General features: G+C 67.2%; 23 protein-coding genes. 10 read left to right on the top strand and 13 right to left on the bottom strand.

Features of this window, described 5'->3' with window-relative positions:
• The first annotated feature begins 13 nt into the window (after window positions 1–13).
• Window positions 14–646, top strand: a complete 633-nt coding sequence (locus tag ACN6PJ_RS11180; RefSeq protein ID WP_427995924.1) for a UdgX family uracil-DNA binding protein — start codon at window positions 14–16, stop codon at window positions 644–646.
• Window positions 647–717: 71 nt separating this feature from the next.
• On the opposite strand, the gene ACN6PJ_RS11175 is transcribed toward ACN6PJ_RS11180, so the two are convergent.
• The gene (locus ACN6PJ_RS11175; protein ID WP_427995923.1) at window positions 718–1,251 is read right to left on the bottom strand and encodes a DUF421 domain-containing protein; all 534 of its coding nucleotides are present in this window, start codon (window positions 1,249–1,251) and stop codon (window positions 718–720) included.
• A 107-nt stretch (window positions 1,252–1,358) separates the two neighbouring features.
• On the opposite strand from ACN6PJ_RS11175, the gene ACN6PJ_RS11170 reads away from it, so the two are divergent.
• A complete protein-coding gene (locus tag ACN6PJ_RS11170; protein WP_427995922.1) occupies window positions 1,359–1,538 on the top strand; it encodes a hypothetical protein in 180 nt (59 codons plus the stop codon).
• A gap of 25 nt (window positions 1,539–1,563) precedes the next feature.
• On the opposite strand, the gene ACN6PJ_RS11165 is transcribed toward ACN6PJ_RS11170, so the two are convergent.
• On the bottom strand, window positions 1,564–2,415 hold the full coding sequence (locus tag ACN6PJ_RS11165; RefSeq protein ID WP_427995921.1) for a c-type cytochrome: 852 nt from the start codon (window positions 2,413–2,415) through the stop codon (window positions 1,564–1,566).
• Between the two features lie 17 nt (window positions 2,416–2,432).
• Entirely contained in the window at window positions 2,433–2,828 is a 396-nt protein-coding gene (locus ACN6PJ_RS11160; RefSeq protein WP_427995920.1) for a c-type cytochrome, read from the bottom strand.
• An 81-nt stretch (window positions 2,829–2,909) separates the two neighbouring features.
• Here ACN6PJ_RS11160 and ACN6PJ_RS11155 point away from each other — a divergent pair, with 81 nt between their 5' ends.
• From ACN6PJ_RS11155 to ACN6PJ_RS11135, 5 genes are all read left to right on the top strand, one after another.
• Complete coding sequence (locus ACN6PJ_RS11155; RefSeq protein WP_427995919.1) at window positions 2,910–3,962, top strand: cytochrome c oxidase subunit II; 1,053 nt, start codon at window positions 2,910–2,912, stop codon at window positions 3,960–3,962.
• Complete coding sequence (locus ACN6PJ_RS11150) at window positions 3,962–6,505, top strand: cbb3-type cytochrome c oxidase subunit I (RefSeq protein WP_427996057.1); 2,544 nt, start codon at window positions 3,962–3,964, stop codon at window positions 6,503–6,505. Before ACN6PJ_RS11155 ends, ACN6PJ_RS11150 begins: the two co-directional genes overlap by 1 nt.
• Before the next feature lie 4 nt (window positions 6,506–6,509).
• Complete coding sequence (locus tag ACN6PJ_RS11145; protein WP_427995918.1) at window positions 6,510–6,851, top strand: hypothetical protein; 342 nt, start codon at window positions 6,510–6,512, stop codon at window positions 6,849–6,851.
• Between the two features lie 75 nt (window positions 6,852–6,926).
• Complete coding sequence (locus ACN6PJ_RS11140) at window positions 6,927–7,256, top strand: four-helix bundle copper-binding protein (protein WP_427995917.1); 330 nt, start codon at window positions 6,927–6,929, stop codon at window positions 7,254–7,256.
• A 56-nt stretch (window positions 7,257–7,312) separates the two neighbouring features.
• Complete coding sequence (locus ACN6PJ_RS11135) at window positions 7,313–7,711, top strand: PRC-barrel domain-containing protein (protein WP_043541653.1); 399 nt, start codon at window positions 7,313–7,315, stop codon at window positions 7,709–7,711.
• Window positions 7,712–7,844: 133 nt separating this feature from the next.
• Here the strand turns inward: ACN6PJ_RS11135 and galU are convergent, their stop codons facing one another.
• Complete coding sequence (galU, locus tag ACN6PJ_RS11130; protein ID WP_427995916.1) at window positions 7,845–8,690, bottom strand: UTP--glucose-1-phosphate uridylyltransferase GalU; 846 nt, start codon at window positions 8,688–8,690, stop codon at window positions 7,845–7,847.
• Between the two features lie 68 nt (window positions 8,691–8,758).
• Entirely contained in the window at window positions 8,759–9,838 is a 1,080-nt protein-coding gene (locus ACN6PJ_RS11125) for a mechanosensitive ion channel family protein (RefSeq protein WP_427995915.1), read from the bottom strand.
• Window positions 9,839–9,985: 147 nt separating this feature from the next.
• Between ACN6PJ_RS11125 and ACN6PJ_RS11120 the strand changes: the two genes are divergently transcribed.
• Window positions 9,986–10,177, top strand: a complete 192-nt coding sequence (locus ACN6PJ_RS11120; RefSeq protein ID WP_427995914.1) for a hypothetical protein — start codon at window positions 9,986–9,988, stop codon at window positions 10,175–10,177.
• A gap of 5 nt (window positions 10,178–10,182) precedes the next feature.
• On the opposite strand, the gene ACN6PJ_RS11115 is transcribed toward ACN6PJ_RS11120, so the two are convergent.
• The 3 genes from ACN6PJ_RS11115 to ACN6PJ_RS11105 form a co-directional block, all read right to left on the bottom strand.
• Window positions 10,183–10,416, bottom strand: a complete 234-nt coding sequence (locus ACN6PJ_RS11115; RefSeq protein ID WP_427995913.1) for a DNA-3-methyladenine glycosylase — start codon at window positions 10,414–10,416, stop codon at window positions 10,183–10,185.
• Window positions 10,417–10,462: 46 nt separating this feature from the next.
• A complete protein-coding gene (locus ACN6PJ_RS11110) occupies window positions 10,463–11,023 on the bottom strand; it encodes a DUF4142 domain-containing protein (protein WP_427995912.1) in 561 nt (186 codons plus the stop codon).
• Window positions 11,024–11,102: 79 nt separating this feature from the next.
• On the bottom strand, window positions 11,103–11,792 hold the full coding sequence (locus tag ACN6PJ_RS11105) for a CinA family protein (RefSeq protein ID WP_427995911.1): 690 nt from the start codon (window positions 11,790–11,792) through the stop codon (window positions 11,103–11,105).
• Between ACN6PJ_RS11105 and ACN6PJ_RS11100 the strand changes: the two genes are divergently transcribed.
• Window positions 11,791–12,999: a two-component system sensor histidine kinase NtrB gene (locus ACN6PJ_RS11100; RefSeq protein ID WP_427995910.1), complete on the top strand. Its 1,209-nt coding sequence runs from the start codon at window positions 11,791–11,793 to the stop codon at window positions 12,997–12,999. The genes ACN6PJ_RS11105 and ACN6PJ_RS11100 overlap by 2 nt on opposite strands.
• Window positions 13,000–13,007: 8 nt before the next feature.
• Here the strand turns inward: ACN6PJ_RS11100 and ACN6PJ_RS11095 are convergent, their stop codons facing one another.
• The 3 genes from ACN6PJ_RS11095 to ACN6PJ_RS11085 form a co-directional block, all read right to left on the bottom strand.
• Complete coding sequence (locus tag ACN6PJ_RS11095) at window positions 13,008–13,277, bottom strand: hypothetical protein (protein ID WP_427995909.1); 270 nt, start codon at window positions 13,275–13,277, stop codon at window positions 13,008–13,010.
• A gap of 98 nt (window positions 13,278–13,375) precedes the next feature.
• Window positions 13,376–13,696, bottom strand: coding sequence for a BON domain-containing protein (locus ACN6PJ_RS11090; RefSeq protein ID WP_427995908.1), 321 nt, complete (start codon window positions 13,694–13,696; stop codon window positions 13,376–13,378).
• A 182-nt stretch (window positions 13,697–13,878) separates the two neighbouring features.
• Window positions 13,879–15,420 carry an acetolactate synthase large subunit gene (locus tag ACN6PJ_RS11085; RefSeq protein WP_427995907.1) on the bottom strand — a complete coding sequence of 514 codons (1,542 nt, stop codon included), beginning with the start codon at window positions 15,418–15,420 and terminating at the stop codon, window positions 13,879–13,881.
• A 228-nt stretch (window positions 15,421–15,648) separates the two neighbouring features.
• Here ACN6PJ_RS11085 and ACN6PJ_RS11080 point away from each other — a divergent pair, with 228 nt between their 5' ends.
• Entirely contained in the window at window positions 15,649–17,154 is a 1,506-nt protein-coding gene (locus tag ACN6PJ_RS11080; protein WP_427995906.1) for a tripartite tricarboxylate transporter permease, read from the top strand.
• 22 nt (window positions 17,155–17,176) lie between these two features.
• Here the strand turns inward: ACN6PJ_RS11080 and ACN6PJ_RS11075 are convergent, their stop codons facing one another.
• Both ACN6PJ_RS11075 and ACN6PJ_RS11070 read right to left on the bottom strand, forming a co-directional pair.
• Window positions 17,177–17,875 carry a 2OG-Fe(II) oxygenase gene (locus tag ACN6PJ_RS11075; RefSeq protein ID WP_427996056.1) on the bottom strand — a complete coding sequence of 233 codons (699 nt, stop codon included), beginning with the start codon at window positions 17,873–17,875 and terminating at the stop codon, window positions 17,177–17,179.
• 58 nt (window positions 17,876–17,933) lie between these two features.
• Window positions 17,934–18,656: a 2OG-Fe(II) oxygenase gene (locus ACN6PJ_RS11070; protein WP_427995905.1), complete on the bottom strand. Its 723-nt coding sequence runs from the start codon at window positions 18,654–18,656 to the stop codon at window positions 17,934–17,936.
• Window positions 18,657–18,798 lie beyond the last annotated feature (142 nt).

Here is an 18,798-nt window from a genome sequence, read left to right as displayed (position 1 = left end):
CGGACCGCGCGCCATGGCCTCCACGTCCAGGCGTCCCGGCCCGGAACCCGGCGATATCGTCCCCGGGCAGCGCCCCAGATCGCTGAAGGCCTGCCGGCGCTGCGGTCTATGGCGCAACGCCACCCAACCGGTGCCGGGCGCGGGCGCGCCCCATCCCGCCATCATGCTGGTGGGAGAGCAGCCCGGCGACAAGGAGGATCTGGCCGGGTTGCCGTTCGTCGGGCCCGCGGGCGCCTTGCTGGACAAGGCGATGGCGGAGGCCGGCCTGAACCGGGAAGAGGTGTACCTCACCAACGCCGTCAAGCATTTCAAATGGCAATTGCGCGGCAAGCGCCGCATGCACAAGTCGCCCGCCCAGGCTGAGATCCAGGCTTGCGCCTACTGGCTCGACAAAGAAGTCGAAGACCTGCAGCCGCGTGTCATCGTGGCCTTGGGCGCGACGGCGCTGGGGGCCGTGCTGGGAGGCCGTGGCCATGCTTTGAACGCTGCGCTCGGACAGGTGCTGGAGCGCGGCGAGACTCCGGTGCTGGCGTCCTATCATCCGTCCTATGTGCTGCGCAACCCCGACAGGCAGGGCCGCGACGCCGCGTATGCAGCGCTCGTCCGGGTCCTGGCGCGGGCCCGGCGTCTGGCCGGCGCAAGCTAGGCGGCCCGGCGCCAAGCCGGGCGCGCATCGGAAAAAAGTACCGACGGATGGAAGATTTGCGCGACGGGACCCTAGCCGGATGGGCTTTCGTCCTCCAGCGTCGAGGCCCCATCCCTCGGGGAGCCGGACGCGCGGATAACGCTGAATTCTCCGGTCGATTCCAGGTAGGCCCGTTCGACCTCCGCGAGGTTGGCCACCCCCTTCAGCCTCAGCTGTTCCATCAGTTCGCTGCGCGTGATGTGCTCGCGCTTGAGGCCCCCCGCCAGCACGCGGCCCGACCGGACCAGGCAGACGCGCTGCGGTTCGAGGAGGCGCCGCAAGGCAGGGACGTAGTAGCCCAGCCTGTCCAGCAGATAGCTCCAGCCGACGATGGTCGCAACGACGATCATTCCGTCGCCCATGGAATACGAATCGCCCGACATGGCGTTGCCGGCGGCGTCCGCCACCAGCACGAGCACCAGCATGTCGGCCATTCCCAGGGAGCCCAGGTCGCGCCTTCCGGAGATTCGCAACAATGCGTAAAGCACCCAGTACATGGTGGTGCCGCGGATGATCATCTCCGCATAGCCTGCCTGGAGTTCGAAGATCTCGATGAATTTATCCATGCCGGCGACAAGCAAGCGGCGTGCCGGCGGCCTGGCGCGACGGGGGCGGCAGCCTGGCGGGCATGTGGTTTGCTGCGGATCGATACCGCTTAACGGAGGACGCCCGCATGAAACCCAAAGACAACAAACCCAACCCCGCCGGCGACGATACCGCGCGCGAAACCCAGGCCAGCCACCGCGACGCGCAGCATCGGACAAAGAAGGAGGGCCACGTCAGCCAGATCGGCACCGGACAGGATCAGCAGAGCCAGCGCAATCGGGGAGCGGGGGCGCGCAGCAAGCACTGACCTGGCATGCGGGTCCGGCCGGGCGTCAGTCCGCTTGACGCAGCGTTTGGAGAAAGGCGGAGATATCGCGGGCGTCCTGGTCGGTCAGGCCCAGGTCCGGCATTGCCGTGCCAGGCTTGACTTGGCCGGGGGCCAGCAGCCAGCGCTGCATATTGGCCTCGGTATTGGGCAATGTGCCGGCCACGTAGGAGCGGTCCGCGATGCCCGCGAGCGAGGGGCCCACGTGGTGGCGGGCGCCCGCCACGCCGGGGATGACGTGGCAGGTGGCGCAAAGATACTGCTGCACCGCGTTGCGCCCCGCCGCCGCGCTGCCCACGCGTGCCTGCGCTTCAGGACGCCCGGGCAATGCCGGCGCCGAGGTGCGTTCGCCACCTTCCCATTCCCGGTAGGCTTCCGGCGACAAGGTGGGCAGGACACGCATGAAGGCCACGACATCCCAGATCTCGGCATCCGTCAGACGGTATCGCCAGGCAGGCATGCCCGTCATCTTGATGCCCTGCTGGATGATCCAGAAGATATCGGGGGCTGGCCGTTCCCGGGCGGTCGCCACCAGGGCGGCTGGCGGGGGATTCAATCCCAATGCGTAGGATTCCGGCGCAACGCCCGGCGCGCCGTGGCACTGGACGCAATTGGCCCGGAACAAGCCGGCCCCGTTGCGCGCTCGGTCTGGGTCGTCCAGGTCCGGCGCGGCGATGCCGGCGGCGCGGCGCTGGACCGATCTTGTCTGCGCGACGTCGAGCAGGTCGTGCACGGGTAGCGTATGCGAGCCGGTGGCGCTGACGTCATACCAGCCATGGAAGACGGCGGCGCCTGCCAGCACCGCGCCTCCCGCCATGCAGGCCAGCACTGTCAGACCAGCTACTTTCCAGCTTTTCATGGCGGTGGTCCAAGACGTCAGGGGCGGCCGAGCAGAAATGCGGCGATGTCGGCGGCCTCGGCCGGTGTCAGGCCTGCTTTCGGCATGGCGGTGCCGGGATTGACCGAGGGCGGATCCAACAGCCAACGCACCAGGTTGGCTGGAGTATTGGGCAGCGATCCGCCCAGATAGGCGCGTCGTCCGAGGTTGTCCAGCGGAGGCCCCACCGAGGATAGCGGGCCCCGCATGCCGGGGATCGTATGGCAGGCGACGCACCCTTGCCCGGCGACCAGGTTCCGGCCGCGCGCGGCGTCGGCTCCCGCAAGCGCTTCGGTCTCCCCGGGAGGCGCAAGCGGGGGGCGCTCGTCGCCGCATGCGCACAAAAGCGAGAGTGCGGCGGCGCCGAAGATGGCGGGGCGGGCGGATCCTTGCAAGGGCTAGTCTCCTGGATGCCGCGTGCACAGCAATTCCCATGCCGCCGCCGGCACGAGGCGCCGGCGCGCCGGGCATGCGGCATGCTGGGGGGACGGCTGCGGCGCCAGGCCAACTCCGCCACCCGCCGCTCTCGCGGAACCCACACTCTCGTGCATATGGCGTCGTTCATTCCCTTCGCGCTTGCCGCCGCGCCGCTCGCCGCATCGTGGGCGGATACTCAATCCGTTCTGCATCCGCGGGGGGAGGACGCCGCCCGGATCGCGGAAATCGGCTGGGTGCTCTACGGGGGGGCGGCCGCCATCTTCCTTGCAACGGCGATTCTGCTGGGCATGGCGATGCACGGGTCGAAACGGGCGCGCCGCCTGCTGGGCCGGCCTGGCCTGATCGTGGCCGCAGGAGTCGCATTTCCGGTCGTGGTTCTGACGGCCCTGCTCGTCTATGCGCTGCAGGCGGCGGCTTCCCTGGGGCGCGGCCCCGAGCCGGCCTTGCGTATCGAAGTCGTCGGCGAGCTGTGGTGGTGGCGGGTGCGTTACCGGGGCCCGGCGGGGAACCTCCTGTTCGAGACGGCAAACGACATCCGCGTCCCGGCCGGCGTGCCGGTAGAGATACTGCTGCGCTCCGATAACGTCATACACAGTTTCTGGGTGCCCAGCGTGGCGGGGAAGCTGGACCTGGTGCCCGGTCGCGTAAACCGGCTGCGCGTGCTCGTGCCCGAACCCGGCGTTTTTCGTGGCGCATGCGCGGAGTACTGCGGCGCGCAGCATGCCAGGATGATGTTCGATATGCAGGCGCTGGCGCCTGCCCATTTCGACCAATGGATGGCGGCGCAACGCCGGCCGGCCGAGCCGGCAAGCGCCGGGCTCAGGCCGGGAGAGCGCCTGTTCCAGCGCGATTGCGCCCAGTGCCATGCGGTGCGCGGCACCCCCGCAGCAGGCTCGGCCGGGCCCGACCTGACGCACCTGGGCAGCCGCCCCCGACTGGCGGCAGGCGTGCTTCCCAACAATATGGGCGCCCTGGCCGGCTGGATCGCGGGCAGTCAGCACATCAAGCCCGGAAACCTGATGCCGGCCTTCGGACAGCTGTCCGGTGAAGAGCTGCGCGCGGTGGCCGCCTACGTGGACAGCCTCAAATGATGCCGGGCCAGCGGTCGTCGTCCTACAGCTCCCGGGCGCTACCGAACCCGCTTCCACGCCCGCCGGGCGAGGTCGAGGGCCTGGAGCGCGCCTGGCGGCGTCCCAGGGGCTGGCGGGCGCTGACCGTCGTCAACAATACTTCCATCGGCCTGCTCTACATCGGCACCGCGCTGCTGTTCTTTCTGCTTGCGGGCCTATTGGCCCTGTTGATGCGGACCCAGCTGGCCCTGCCGGACAATCCGCTGATCGGGCATGCGCTGTACAACCAGCTGTTCACCATGCATGGCACGGTGATGATGTTCCTGTTTGCGGTGCCGGCGGTAGAGGCGGTGGCCGTGTTGCTGCTGCCGAACATGCTGGGCGCGCGCGATCTGCCGTTCCCGCGCCTGTCGGCCTACGCATACTGGGCTTACGCGATAGGGGGAATGGTCTTTTTCTGCAGCATTTTCGTCGGGTTGGCTCCGGACGGCGGCTGGTTCATGTATCCGCCTCTGACCAGTTCGGCGTATTCGCCGGCGCTGAACGCGGACTTATGGCTGCTGGGCATCGGATTCATCGAGATATCGGCGATCGCCGGCGCGATCGAGTTGGCGGTAGGCATTCTGCGCATGCGCGCGCCGGGCATGACGCTGGACAGAATGCCGATATACGCCTGGGTAATGCTGGTGTTCTGCGGCATGGTGATCGTCGCGTTTCCGGCCGTCATCGTCGCCACTGCGCTGCTGGAGCTGGAGCGCGCTTTCGATATGCCGTTTTTCATCGCGGAGCGAGGCGGCGCTCCGCTGCTGTGGCAGCACCTGTTCTGGTTCTTCGGCCACCCGGAGGTCTACATCATTTTCCTGCCAGCGGCGGGCATGGTGTCCATGATCGTCCCGGCCATGACGGGAACGCGTCTGGTGGGCTATCCGCTGGTCGTCGCCGCCGTGATAGGCACGGGGTTCCTCAGTTTCGGCCTATGGGTGCACCACATGTTCGCCACCGGCATCCCGCCGCTTTCGCTGAGCTTCGCCTCGGCCGCCAGCATGGCGGTGTCCGTGCCGACTGCGGTACAGGTTTTCGCCTGGGTCGCCACGATCGCCGCCGCGGTCCGCATGCGGCCGCTCAAGACGCCCATGCTCTACATCCTGGGTTTCTTCTTTACGTTCGTACTGGGCGGACTTACCGGCGTCATGGTGGCCGTCATTCCTTTCGACCTGCAGGTACATGACACGTACTTCGTCGTCGCCCATCTGCACTATGTGCTGTTCGGCGGAATGGTGTTTCCGCTGTTTGCCGCGTTCTACTACTGGATGCCCTTCATCAGCATACGGCCCCTTTCCGAATCATCGGGACGGTGGACGTTCTGGCTCATGTTCACGGGCTTCAATCTTGCCTTTTTCCCCATGCACTTCACCGGCCTTGCCGGCATGCCGCGACGGGTCTACACCTACGCGGAGAGCCAGGGCTGGGCGGGGCTGAATCTGGCTTCCACCGCCGGCGCCTATCTGATCGCCGCCGGCGTGCTGGTGTTCCTGGTGGACCTGGCTCGCAATTTCCGGCCAGCGCTGGGAAGCGGCGCCGGGAATGTCTGGGGCGCCGGCACGCTGGAATGGCTGCCCGCGAGAACCTACGGGCTGCGCAGCGTCCCTGTCGTTTCCAGCAGGGAGCCCCTGTGGGACCAGCCCGGCCTTGCCGAAGAGGTAGAGGCCGGGCGCCATTTCCTTCCCGGCGCGCCGGCGGGGCTGCGGTCGACGCTGGTGACCAGCGCTGTGGAGGCTCGCCCCGACTATGTGCTGGCCTTGCCGGGTCCGGCCTGGTCGCCGCTGCTCGCCGCTCTGGGCACCGCGGGATTCTTTCTTTTATTGACGTTCAAGCTCCCCGCGCTCGCGGCCGCCTTCGGCCTGCTTGCCCTGGTCGCGCTGTGGCGCTGGCTGTGGGACGCGGATACCGGCCCGGATGTCTCCGTGGAAGTCGCGGACGGCTTGCGGCTGCCCATGGCTTGCGCGGGCAGCGCTTCGCATTCCTGGTGGGCGATGGTCATGCTGGCGATGGTCTGCGCCAGCATCTTCGGCGCGCTGATCTTCGCCTACCTGTTCCTGTGGACGGCCGCGCCCCAGAAATGGGGGCCGGCGGGCGCATGGCCCGATTCCCGCTGGGCCTGGATGTCGGCCTGCCTGCTGCTGGGTTCCGCAGCGCTGGTGGCGGTGGCCGGCCGCGGCCTGGCGCGGCGCAGGCAGTCCTTGCTGAGATGGGGCCTGCCTTTGGCGGCTGTCTTGCTCGTGGCCGAGGCCGGCCTGGAACTGCATGCGCATTGGCGCGCGGGCTTGCGGCCGCAGGCGTCGGCCTACGCGGCGTCCGTGTATGCGGTGATCGGCCTGCAGGCCATGCTTGCGGCCGTGTCCAGCCTGATGGGCCTGTTTTCAGTGGCCCGCTCTCTGGCGGGAAGACTGAGCGCCGCGCGGCGCGCCTGTTTCGACAGCACCGCCATTCTCTGGCAATACACCGTGGCGCAGGGCCTCCTGAGCCTGGGCCTGCTGCATGTTTTTCCACGCTGGGCGGGCTAGGGTCATGAAGCGGCCTTTCTGGACGGAGCTGCTCATGCTGGTCGCCGGGCCCGTGATCTGGCTGGCGCACTTTCTCTTCATCTATGCGGTCAACGCCATCGCTTGCGCCCGGTTTTCCGCCGGAGCGTCCTGGGGGGCGCTGCCCGTGTCGTCCTGGATCATCCTGGCATCCAGCGCATTGGCGGTGGCCTTCATGGCGGCGATCGGCCTGCATCAGCGCCGGCGCGTCCTTGTCCGTCGCGTTCCGGCATTTCACGGCAGGCTGACGGTTGCGCTTTGCCTGTTGTCCGCTGCGGCAGTCGTTTGGGAAACCCTGCCGGTGGCGACGACGCCCGCCTGTTCCTAGCGGCTTTTCGTACCCGCGCCAGGCACGAGGCTTGCTGAACCGAACGGATTCGGAATACCTGACAAGGAGGATGCGATGCACAGGCCCGATGAGGACATGGAGGAATGCACAAGCCGTTGCCTGGCCTGCTACAGGACGTGCCTGCAGACCGCCGCGCAACATTGCCTGGAGGCCGGCGGCGGACACATCGAACCCGCGCACTTCCGGCTGATGATGGCGTGCGCGGAGATCTGCCGGACGGCGGCGCACACGATGTTGATCGGTATCGAGCAGCACGGTCGCGTCTGCGCGGCCTGCGCGGAAATCTGCCGGGCTTGCGCCGACAGCTGCGCGGGCCTGGATGGGATGGCGGAGTGCGAAGAGGCTTGCCGCCGCTGCGCGCAGGCGTGCGAAAGGATGGCGTAGCGGCGTTGCCGTAATCGAAGTTCAACGTGGGGATAGGCCCTGCATAGGAGAGACGCATGGAGCATCAAACCAATATCGTCGGCGGACCCAAATCTTCGGCCACCGGCCCGGGTCCCGAAATCATGGCGGCGGACACCCTGGAGGGGAACGACGTCTACAACGCGGCGGGCGAGGAGCTGGGATCCATCAAGGACATCATGATCGACGTGCCCCGGGGCGTCGTCGCCTACGCGGTGTTGTCGCGTGGCGGCCTGCTGGGCATGGGGGACAAGCTTTTCGCCATTCCCTGGGCGGCCCTGACGCTCGACACGGATCGCAAATGCTTCATTCTGAACGTCGACAAGGAAGTCCTGAAGAACGCGCCCGGCTTCGACAAGGACGACTGGCCCAGGATGGCGGACGAGACGTGGGCGCTCAGCCTGCATAAATACTATGACCAGGACCCGTACTGGTAGATAGGCGAAGCCAGGGGCGGGCGCCTTGCCCGCCTCCGGTTTCCGGTCATTCTGTGCCGCGCGGCGCAGACGTCCGGGTGTTTCCGGAGTCTCCCGCGCCAGTCCCGCCGGGCGTATGCGCAGTGGCGGGCCGCTAGGCGTCCGTGCGGCCCAGTCCGTGGTACTTCCTGCCGATTTCCATTGTGGCCTGGTAGAAGCCCGCCTTGCTGCCGCAGTCATACCGGATGCCCTCGTACTCGTATCCGAAGACCTTGGTTTCTTCCAGCAGCGCGGCGATGGCGTCCGTCAGCTGGATCTCTCCGCCGACTCCCGGCGGCGTTTCGCGCAGGCAGGCGAAGATGCGCGGGTCGAGGATGTACCGGCCCACGACGGCCATGTCCGAAGGCGCATCCTCCGGAGCCGGCTTTTCCACCATGCCGTTCAGCCTGAGGATGCCGCGAGCTTGCGGAGATCCCGAAACGACGCCGTACTGCCGGGAGCTGGCAAGCGGAATTTTCTGCAGCGCGAGCACGCTGCCGCCGAACTCCTGCGCCACTTTCGCCATCTCGCCGATGACGGGCGAGGGCGCGTCGATCATGTCGTCGGCGAGCAGCACGGCGAACGGTTCGTCGCCCACGATGGGCGCCGCGCACAGCACGGCGTGGCCCAGGCCCAGAGCGGCCGGCTGGCGCGTGTAGACGCAATTGACGTGGGCGGGGAGCACGTTGCGGACGGTTTCGAGCAGCGCCACCTTGTTCTTGGCTTCCAGGTCCTGTTCGAGTTCGGGGACTCTGTCGAAATGGTCTTCTATCGCGCGCTTGTTCCGGCCGGTGACGAACACCAGTTCGGTGAAGCCGGCGGCGACGGCCTCTTCGACGGCATATTGAATGAGCGGCTTGTCGACCACCGGGAGCATTTCCTTGGGCATGGCCTTGGTTGCAGGAAGAAAGCGGGTGCCCAGCCCGGCCACCGGGAAGACGGCGATGCGGATGCGCTTCATTTGAACCCCTTGATATGTCAGGTAGCGGCGTATCGCAAATACCGTGCCCGCGCGCGGCGAGGGCGGGTTTATGCCGGGGCGTCCTTGGACTGGCGCGCAGGGTGCAGGCGCACGATGCGTTCAGGCAGCGCCAGGGCGATTCCGGCCGCCTCCAGTTCGCGCATGATGCCGAAGTTGATCTCCTGCTGGATATCCATGTAGCGGTTGTAGTCCGCCGTCATGACGTAGTAGACGGCTTCGTACTCCAGCGCGTTGTCGCCGAAGCGGGCCAGGTGGGCGCGATCGTAGCGGGTGTCGGGCTGGCGTTCGATCTGGGCGCGTATGAGCCCCGGCACCGATGCGGCGCGGTCGACGCCGGTCATGTATGTGATGCGCACGGTAAAAATAATGCGCCGTTGCTGCATGCGCTTGTAATTCTGGATCGTCTGCTTGAGCAGTTCAGTGTTCGAGCAGACGATCTGTTCGCCGCCCAGGCTGCGGATCCGCGTGGTTTTCAGTCCGACGTGCTCGATGCTGCCGGCCACCTGGCCGAACACGATGAAATCGCCCGCCTCGAAGGGCTTGTCCAATCCGATGGAAATGGAGGCGAACAGATCGCTCAATATGGTCTGCACCGCCAGCGCGACTGCGACACCGCCTATCCCCAGGCTGGCCACCAGCGCCGTGATGTTCACGCCCAGGTTGTCCAGCATGGCCAGCAGGGCGACGACGGACACGACGGCGCGCAGCAGGAAGCGGAACAGGGTGGCCGTGACCGTGCTGACGCGTCCGCGCGACGCCAAGGCGTGATCCAGGCCGACGTCCACGGCGCGATCCAGCCACAAGGCGAGCTGCAGGGCGACGAGCACGAACCAGAGATGCTGCGCATTCTGCCCGCTCCATGGCAGCGGCGCCCGAATGAGCTCGGCGCCGATGAGCAGGGACAGGATCAGGAGTACGGCCCGATTGGTACGCCGCAGCACTTCGGCGCTGGCTTGGGCCAGCGGGTGGCCGGACACGTCGGCGCGCCGTTGCAGGCGGGACCGGAACAGCTGCAATGCGGCGCTCATGACAAAGAAAAGGACTGCTCCCACCGTGAGGGCCAGCGCCCATTGCATGACGGGGTGGCCTGCGAACAGGGGTGAGCCGGCGGGCCAATCTGCGAGCATGTTGCCTCCGGGGTGAAAACCGGCCAGGCCAGCAAATGGTGTGCCGGCCTGGGAGGGAAGGCGGCAGCGGGAGGATGGCACGGTGGGCACGGGACTTGCTAAAGGCTGCGCAGGCATGCCTTGCCTGCCTCTACCGGGAGAATCGTCATGGATAAATCGAATTTCGACACGACAACGGGGCCTTCCACCGGAACAAGCGAGGGCGAACGCAGGGCGCAACGCACGCTCGCCGCGGCGCAGCGGCTGTTGAATCCGGAGGCCGGCCCGGAAATGTCTTCGGTCGAGGTGGAGCTGACCCGGTACGTAAAGCAGGCATACCGCCGGCGCTCCTATGGCTGACCGCCTCAGGCGGAGCGGTCCTCCCACACGCTATTGCTCCGGTATTGCTCGGCGCGGGCCAGCGTGCGATAGAAGTCCGCGCCGACGCGTATCAGCCGCTCCATTTCCTTCCGGTCGAGCCTGGGTTGGAGCGCCGCCAGGCATTCCGCGTAGTTGGACAGCACTTCCGGCCAATCGGTAAAGCTCCGGTCGACCGCTGGCGTGGCGATCATCTGCGCCAATAGGTCCTCACGATCCATATGCGTGTTCCGCGGGCAGGTTCCTTGGTGGTTCCAGCGAATGCGCCTACTTCTTCGCGGCGTCTGCGCGCGCCGCCAGCGCTTGCGCCATGTCCAGATGTTGCTGGAGCACGGGCAGGGTCTGTATGGCGAATTGCTTCACGTCGGCGTCCTTGACGTCGTTAGAGGCCTTGCCGAAAAGCTCGACCGCGTCCTTGTGCGCCGATACGCCGATTTCATCGACGTACGCCTTGTCGAAGCTGTCGTCGCGCAGGCTCAAGGCTTTCAGCTTTGCCTGCTGGACGAGGGACGGCTCCTTGGGCGCCTCGTATCCCTTGCTCTGCGCAAGCGAGGCCAACTGCTGTCCCGCCTTTTCATGGTCCTCGATGATCTTCTGCGCATACGCCTTTACGTCGGGATCCCGGGCTTTTTCCAGGGCGAGCTTGCTTCCCGCGATCTCCATGTTTCCGGCCTGCGCCGCGTTTTCCAGAAAATCGCGGTCGGCGCTGTCCAGCTTCGCCTCGGCCGGCATCGGGGTGGCCGGCGGCGCGGTTTGCGCCTGCGCGCCATGGCCGGCGGCCAACGCGAGCGCGGCGAGCAGGGTGGCAGTCAGGTATTGGGTTTTCATGGGTACCTCCTGAAAGGCGCGTGGCGCCGTAGGCTGTGGGAGTGAGCCATTGCCAGCAATCGTTGTTCCCGGACGCCGCCTAGCGGCGGCCTGGCGCGCCCCGCCGTTCGTCGAAATACTCCGTCAGGCGGACAAGGGCATATCGCGCGCTGGCTTCTCTGATGCCATTGCGGCTGCCGGAGAAGCGCCTTGTTTCGGAATAGACCGCAGGCGCGGCGTCGGCGCCGCCCGATTTGAATACCCAGGCAAAGCACTGGGTCCCCGCCGGGATCTCGCTGTCTATCGAGTCGGTGACGCCGGTGTTCGATATCGCCACGAGCGCCGGGCTTTTTCGCGCGGCGCCCAAGGCCATTTCCCTGGCGACTGTCTCGCTGGTCAGGTTGTGCCGGGCCAGGGTCCGCGCCGAAACGCCCAGGCACCGGCATTTCGCGTCCGGCGAATAGACGACGAAGGCGCAATCGAGCAGCGCTCCGGCGCCGGGCACGTCGGCCAGGGTGGCGGCGATCAGCCCCGCCGTGCAGGATTCGGCGGTCACCAGCGTCAGGGAATGCTCGTGCATGAAGGCGGCTACGCGCTCGATGGCGGTCATGGAAAATCGGGGAAGGGCCGGGATGCCGAGGGAGGGAGCAAGCGCCATGCCCGCGCGGGCGACGCTAGCGCGCCCGGCGGCGATGAGCGCGTCCCCAATATGGCAAAATCGGGAGACTTTCATTCGGCGAATCGCTACTACATAATTCCCGTCACCGATGCCGCCTCGGAGGACTGACATGCCTGGATCCGTGCCTGCCGACCCCGCCTTTCCCGCAGCTGTTGAAGACCGGTACCGCCTGCTGGTGGAGGCAGTGATGGACTATGCAATCTACCTGCTCGACGCCGAAGGGCACGTGAGCAGCTGGAACAAGGGCGCTGAGCGGTTCAAGGGGTATTCGGCCCAAGAGATCATGGGCGCGCATTTCTCGCGCTTCTATACCGACGAGGACCAGGCCGCCGGCCTGCCCCGGGTGGCGCTGGAGACCGCCCGCCGCGAAGGCCGCTTCGAGGCCGAAGGCTGGCGCGTGCGCAAGGGCGGCGAAAAATTCTGGTGCAGCGTGGTGATAGACGCCATCAGGGACCACGGGGGCGCAGTGATCGGTTTCGCGAAAATAACGCGGGACATAACCGACAGGAAAAGGGCGCAGGACGAGGTCCAGGCCGCCCGCGACGCGCTCCAGCACGCGCAGAAAATGGAGGCGTTGGGACGGCTTACGGGCGGCGTTGCCCATGATTTCAATAACTTCCTGACAACCATCCGCTTCGCGGCGGACATGCTGCGCCGGCCGGGACTGGAGGAGGAGAAGCGCCTGCACCTGGCGGGCACGATTGCCGAAACCGCCGAGCGGGCGGGCCACCTGACGGCGCAACTGCTGGCCTACGCAAGGCGCCAGCCATTGCGCCCCAGGTGTTTTGACGTCCAGGCATCGATCGAGGGCATGCGCGAGATCTTTACGGCGACGATGGGGTCATCCATTGCGATCGAATATCGCTATGAAGACGGGCCTCTCTACGTATGCGCCGACCCTCACCAACTGGAGACGGCGCTGCTCAACATCGCGGTCAATTCGCGCGATGCCATGCCGGACGGCGGCTGCTTCACCATCACGTTGCGGCGCGAGCGCGGCCCGGGCAGGGCGGAAGGGGCCCCGGACTGCCCGCGCGGAAACGTCGAGATCGAATTGCGGGATACGGGGTGCGGAATGGATCCCGAGGTCCTGGCCAAGGCGTTCGAACCATTCTTCACGACCAAGCCCCTGAACCATGGCACGGGTTTGGGGCTGAGCCAGGTGTTCGGCTTTGTGAAGCAGTCCGCCGGGGACGTGCGCGCAAGCAGCGCTATCGGGCAAGGGACGACATTGACGCTCACGCTGCCGGAGCGGGCGTCGGATGACGCGTTGATCTCCGACGACGCCGGCCTGGTCTTGAAGCCCACGCCGGCCTGAGGGCGGGCCTAGCCGCCGTTGCGCGCCGGGTCGGGCGGCTTGCGCGAGACGCCGGCCTGCTCCGCGTCGGCGACGTGGTCGGTGTCGACATCGGCGCCTTCGTGGCCGCGGTCTCGCGGGTTGGCGCTTTCGCGGTCGCCGGTTCCTTGCGCGTCGCTATCGGTCTGCGCCAGGTCCGTGGGCAGGTCGCTGGCGGAATCGGACGAGTCGCTGGGGCCCAGATCCGGACGGCCGGACTCATCGGCCTGGGGGAGGGATGAGGCGGGAGTACGCGGCATGACGAATCTCCTTGGGGCTTGCATGCGATGACTGGATGACTGCCTGCGCGCAGCAAGCCGCGTGCCGCGCATCGCCCGCCCCGACGGCCGCCGCCCTGTTACCGCGGATTGCGTATCTGAATGTTGTTGCGGACCTCCTTGACGCCAGCCACGCCCCGGGCGGCGCCCACGGCGGAAGCCGCGCTGTCTTCGTTGTCGGCGAAGCCGCTGAGCTGGACCACGCCCTGGTAGGTTTCCACCTGGATGGTGTTGGACCTCAGATTCGGGGTTTTCAGCAGCGCCTCGCGCACGCGGGCCGTGGTGGAGACGTCATCGGTGTATTGGCCGGTGCTGCGGTGCCCGTCCTGGGCCGCGCAACCCGCCAGCGCCAGGCTCAGCATCGCGGCGCCCAGACCTTGGAGTATGGTGGGTCTAGCCATGAACAATGCTCCTTTTCGAAGGACGGCCGGGGTGGCCGCCTTCGTCTGGCGAAGCAACTCGCATGCCTGAAGCCGGCGGGCGTATCCGTCAGCCGTTGCTGGCCGGCTCCGGTTCGATGCCATCTTGCGTGGTCGCCCGAGGTGTCCACCGTCGCGGCATCCGGCCCGGCAGGCTTGCGGCGTCAAACCATCAGTTCGATCAGGAACGGGGCGTCGCTGCGGAAGCTGCGCGCCATGAGATCGGCGCACTGCTCCATGGTGGTGGCGCGGGCCGCCTCGACGCCCATGCCGTCAGCGATCGACACCCACTTCAGGTCCGGATTGCCGAGGTCCAGCATGCTCATGGCGGTCGGGCCGGGCGTGGCTCCGACGCCCTTGTACTCGCCGATCAGGATGTTGTACTTGCGGTTGTTCAGGATGAGGGTGGTCACGGGCAGCCTTTCGCGTCCCTGCGTCCACAACGATTGCAGCGAGTACATGGCCGAGCCGTCGGCCTGCAGATTGATGACGCGGCGCTTGCCGCCCGCGCCCAGCGCCGCGCCCGTGGCCACCGGCATGCCGTCTCCGATGGCGCCGCCGGCCAGATGCAGCCAATCGTGCCGGGGGGCCGCGTGCGTATGAGGGTAGAAGCCCCGGCCGTACGAGATGCTCTCGTCCGAGACGATCGCGTGTTCGGGCATCAGCGCGGCCACGGTCCGGGCCAGGCCGTCGGGCGTCGGGGCGCCGCTGGCCGCCTCGGGCCGCGGGCCGGGATCGGGCAGCGCGACTTGCGGCGCGTCCAGGCTCTCAGCCAGCGCGCGCAGGGCGGCTTCCGGATCCTGGTCGGGGCGCGCCAGCACGTGCAACTGGGCGTGCGCGGGGTATTGCGTCGACGGCTTCCCGGGGTAGGCGAAGAAGCCGACGGGCGCCTTGGCGCAAACCAGGATGATGTGCTCATAGCGGGCCAGGGCCGCGATCGCCTGGTCGGTGCCGTAGGGCACGCGCTCCAATTGCAGGGTGCCTCGGCCGCGCGCGACATGCGCGGTGACATAGTCGGCGCGGATATCGGCGCCGCAGGCCTGCGCCACCCGCCAGGCGAGGGCCTGCGAGTCGCCCAATACGCCGCGTCCGGCCAGCAGGAGCAACACATTCTTGCCGCTGCGCAGGACGCGCGCCGCATTTTCCACGGCATGGGGATCCAGGGGCGCGGGCCCGATGGCGGGCAGCGCTTCCGCGACTGCGCCGCCCTCGTTCCAGGAAGCGTCCGACGGCAGGATCAGGGTGGCGACCTGACCGGGAAAGGCGCTGGCGGCCTGCACCGCGGCGGCCGCATCGCCGCCCACATCCTGGGCCCGGGCGCTGGTGCGCACCCAACTCGACACCGTGCGGGCCATGGCGTCGGTGTCCGCCGTCAGCGGCGCGTCGAAGGGGCGGTGATAGGTGGCCTGGTCGCCGACGATGTTGACGATGCCGCTGCGGGCGCGGCGCGCATTGTGCAGGTTCGCCATGCCGTTGGCCAGCCCGGGGCCGCAATGCAGCAGCGTCGCCGCCGGCTTGCCCGCGATACGGAAATAGCCGTCGGCCATGCCGGTGACGATGTTCTCCTGCAGCCCCAGCACGCAACGCATGCCGGGAACCTCGTCCAGCGCCGCGACGAAGTGCATTTCGCTGGTGCCGGGATTGGCGAAGCAGGTGTCGACCCCTGACTTCAAAAGAGAATTGACGAGGCTTTTGGCGCCGTTCATGGCTGGAACTCCTGAAGGAAAAGTGAATCGTCCCGACTTGTCGAAGGCAATGGTACCGGTATCGCGCGCGAAGAACACCGGGCCGGCCCGCATGCTGTTTCGCCCGGGCGGGCTTCGCCTCCAGCGGAATGAACCGGGAGGCGCGCTTGGTAAAAACCCGGGTTACTCCGTTTTTTATGTCGTATTACGATCTATTTAAAAATGGCTCGGACAAGAAAAGGAGCGGGGATGGAACTGCTAGACAATCTCATGTTGGGGTTTTCCGTGGCGTTTACGCCCGAAAACCTGCTGTATGCGCTGTTGGGCTGCGTGCTGGGCACGCTGGTGGGCGTGCTGCCCGGACTGGGGCCGGTGCCCACGATCGCCATGCTGCTGCCGATCACCTACGTGCTGCCGCCCGTCGCGGGGCTGATCATGCTGGCCGGCATCTACTATGGCACGCAGTACGGCGGCTCCACTACCGCCATCCTGGTCAACCTGCCAGGGGAAACATCCGCGGTGGTCACCGTGCTGGACGGCCACCAGATGGCGCGCAACGGGCGTGGCGGGGCGGCGCTGTCGCTGGCCGCCATCGGCTCGTTCTTCGCCGGCACGGTGGCCACGATGCTGATCGCCGCATTCGCGCCGCCGCTGGCGGAGGTGGCGTTCAAGTTCGGTCCGGCGGAATACTTTTCGCTGATGACGCTGGGCCTGGTCGGCGCGGTCGTGCTGGCGTCGGGCTCGCTCGTCAAGGCAATCTGCATGATCCTGCTCGGACTGCTGCTGGGCCTGGTCGGCACGGACGTCAATTCCGGCGTCGCCCGCTACGATTTCGGCATCCCGGAATTGCAGGACGGCATCAACTTCGCCATCGTCGCCATGGGCGTCTTCGGCTTCGCCGAGATCATGAGCAACCTGGAGCTGAAGGACAAGCGCGTCGAGATCACGGACAAGGTGGGTTCGCTGTATCCGAACAAGACCGAGATGCGCGAGGCGGCGCCCGCCATCGTCCGCGGCACCGCCGTCGGATCGATGCTGGGCATCCTGCCCGGCGGGGGCTCGGTGCTCTCGGCGTTTGCGTCCTACACCCTCGAAAAGAAGCTGTCGAGGCAGCCAGAGCGTTTCGGCAAGGGCCATCCGGCCGGGCTGGCGGGGCCCGAATCCGCCAATAACGCGGGCGCGCAGGCTTCCTTCATTCCCTTGCTGACGCTCGGCATCCCGGGCAATGCGGTAATGGCGCTGATGGTCGGCGCGATGACCATCCACAACATCCAGCCCGGCCCGCAAGTCATGACGAGCCACCCGGAACTGTTCTGGGGCCTCATCGCTTCGATGTGGATCGGCAACCTCATGCTGGTCATCCTCAACCTGCCGCTCGTCGGCCTCTGGGTCAAGCTGCTGAAGGTTCCCTATCGCATCCTGTTTCCGGCGATCCTGGTGTTCTGCACCATCGGCGTGTATTCGCTGAACTACAACACCTTCGATCTCTACATGACCGCTTTCTTCGGCGTGGTCGGCTATATCTGGAGCAAGCTGCGCTGCGAGGGCGCGCCGCTGCTGCTCGGCCTGGTCCTGGGGCCCATGATGGAAGAGAACTTCCGCCGGGCGCTTCTGCTGTCGCGAGGAGACTTCACGACCTTCGTGGATCGGCCGCTGTCCGCCGCGCTGCTGGGCGCGGCGGTGGTGCTCGTCGTCCTGGTGGCGTTGCCGAACATCCGCAAGAAGCGCGAAGAGGCGTTCGTCGAAGAGGACTGAGCCCGCGCGCCCGGTGGGCGGCTTACGGCGCGTCGTGAAACGACAGTTCCAGGCCGATGCGGCTGCCGCCGAGCACTCGGCTGATGGCATGCTTCAGGCTGACGCGGTAATCGGCGCCGCTGGCTCCCCGGACGGGGCGATGCGCGGTGGCGATGAGGGCCGCGTCGCCGAGGCGCAGCGGCAGCACCATGGGCCGTGATTGCATGCGAGGCCGCTGTTCGGTCATGACGAACTCGCCGCCCGTGAAGTCGCGGCCGGGTTCGGCCAGCAGGGCGACGAGCTGCAGCGGAAACACGTGCGCGCCTTCGTTGCGCTGGTGCAGCGCCACGTAATCGTCCTCGCGCAATTGGCAGAGGTGCGTGAGCGCATGCGCCTGGCCCGCCTGTCGGCCGCTCCGCAGGAACGGCGCCAGCTCGCGGGGGTAGCGGTAAGCGGAACCCAGCCGGTCGCTCCAGCGGTTGGCGATGGGGGCGAGGCGGCGATAGAGGTCGCTACGCCACGCCGCCAGGGGGGCCGGCAAATCGGCGGGAAAGTAGTGGAGACTGCCCTGGCCCAGCCCGGCATGCGCCAGCGAGGCGCGCTCAAGCGCGGCGGCGTGCCGCCCCAGCGAGCGCGCCTGGTCTGGCGTCAGCCATTGCGGCAGCAGCGCATATCCTTCCGCGTCGAGTTGCGCGGCGATGCCGGGCCAGTCCAGGCCATCGATGACGACGTCCGCGTCCATCGGGATCGGACCGCCGTGGCCAGGGGGAGAGTCCGTGAACAGTTCGGCCTGCATCGCTTCAGCGCGCGTCATGGAAGATCACCCCCAGCGTATGCCGGCGCCCGCCCAGGAGGCGGCTGACCCCGTGCCGCATGGCGGCCTTGCGCATGCCGGCGCGGCTGCCGGGCGCCGGCCGCTGGTTCACCGTAAACACCAGGGCGTCGCCCTGGCGCAATGGCAGAACCTGCGCGACCTGTCCGCCGGATGACGTTTCCGTCATGACGAATTCCCCGCCGCTGAAGTCCTTTCCGGGTTCGGACAGGAGTATCGCGGCCTGCAGCGGAAACACGTGTTCGCCGTAAAGGTCCTGGTGCAGGCAGTTGTAGTCGCCTTCGCGGTATTCGAGGATGAGCGGCGTGGGCCGGAGTTGTCCCGCGCGGTGACAGCGCGCGAGGAAATCGTCCAGCGAGTCCGGGTACCGCGCGTCGATGCCGAGCAGGCGGTTCCAGCGGTTGGCCACGGGGGCAAGGCGCTCGTACAGCGCATGCCGCAGGGCGTCGATCAGCGGCGGCAGGGGATAGGAAAAATACTTGTATTCGCCGCGGCCGAATCCGTGGCGCGCCATGACGATCCGGGAGCGATAGCAGTCTTCGCGTGGATAGAGCGCCGCCAGCGCGCGGCATTGGGCGGGGCTGAGCAACCCCGGCAGCATCGCGTTGCCGTGGCGGTCCAGCGATCGGTTGATGGCTTCCCAGTCCCGCGCCTCAATGGGGCATGGGTCTGGCGAACTACCGGAATCCATGGTCTAGAGCCGGAAAATTGGAATGGAGTTCCAGTGTAGACCGGGGGCGGGGGGCCGGGACTCCGTTTCTTGCTTCGTGCTTCTTGCCCTGCGCGGCGCTTCCGGGAGGCGCCGCGCAGGGCCTGGACGATGCCGTCCGAGC

The sequence above is a fragment of the Achromobacter sp. genome (assembly GCF_050285585.1).
Taxonomy (GTDB): Bacteria; Pseudomonadota; Gammaproteobacteria; order Burkholderiales; family Burkholderiaceae_B; genus Achromobacter.
Note: the sequence above shows the minus strand (reverse complement) of the source record. Positions and strands in the feature narration are given on the sequence as shown.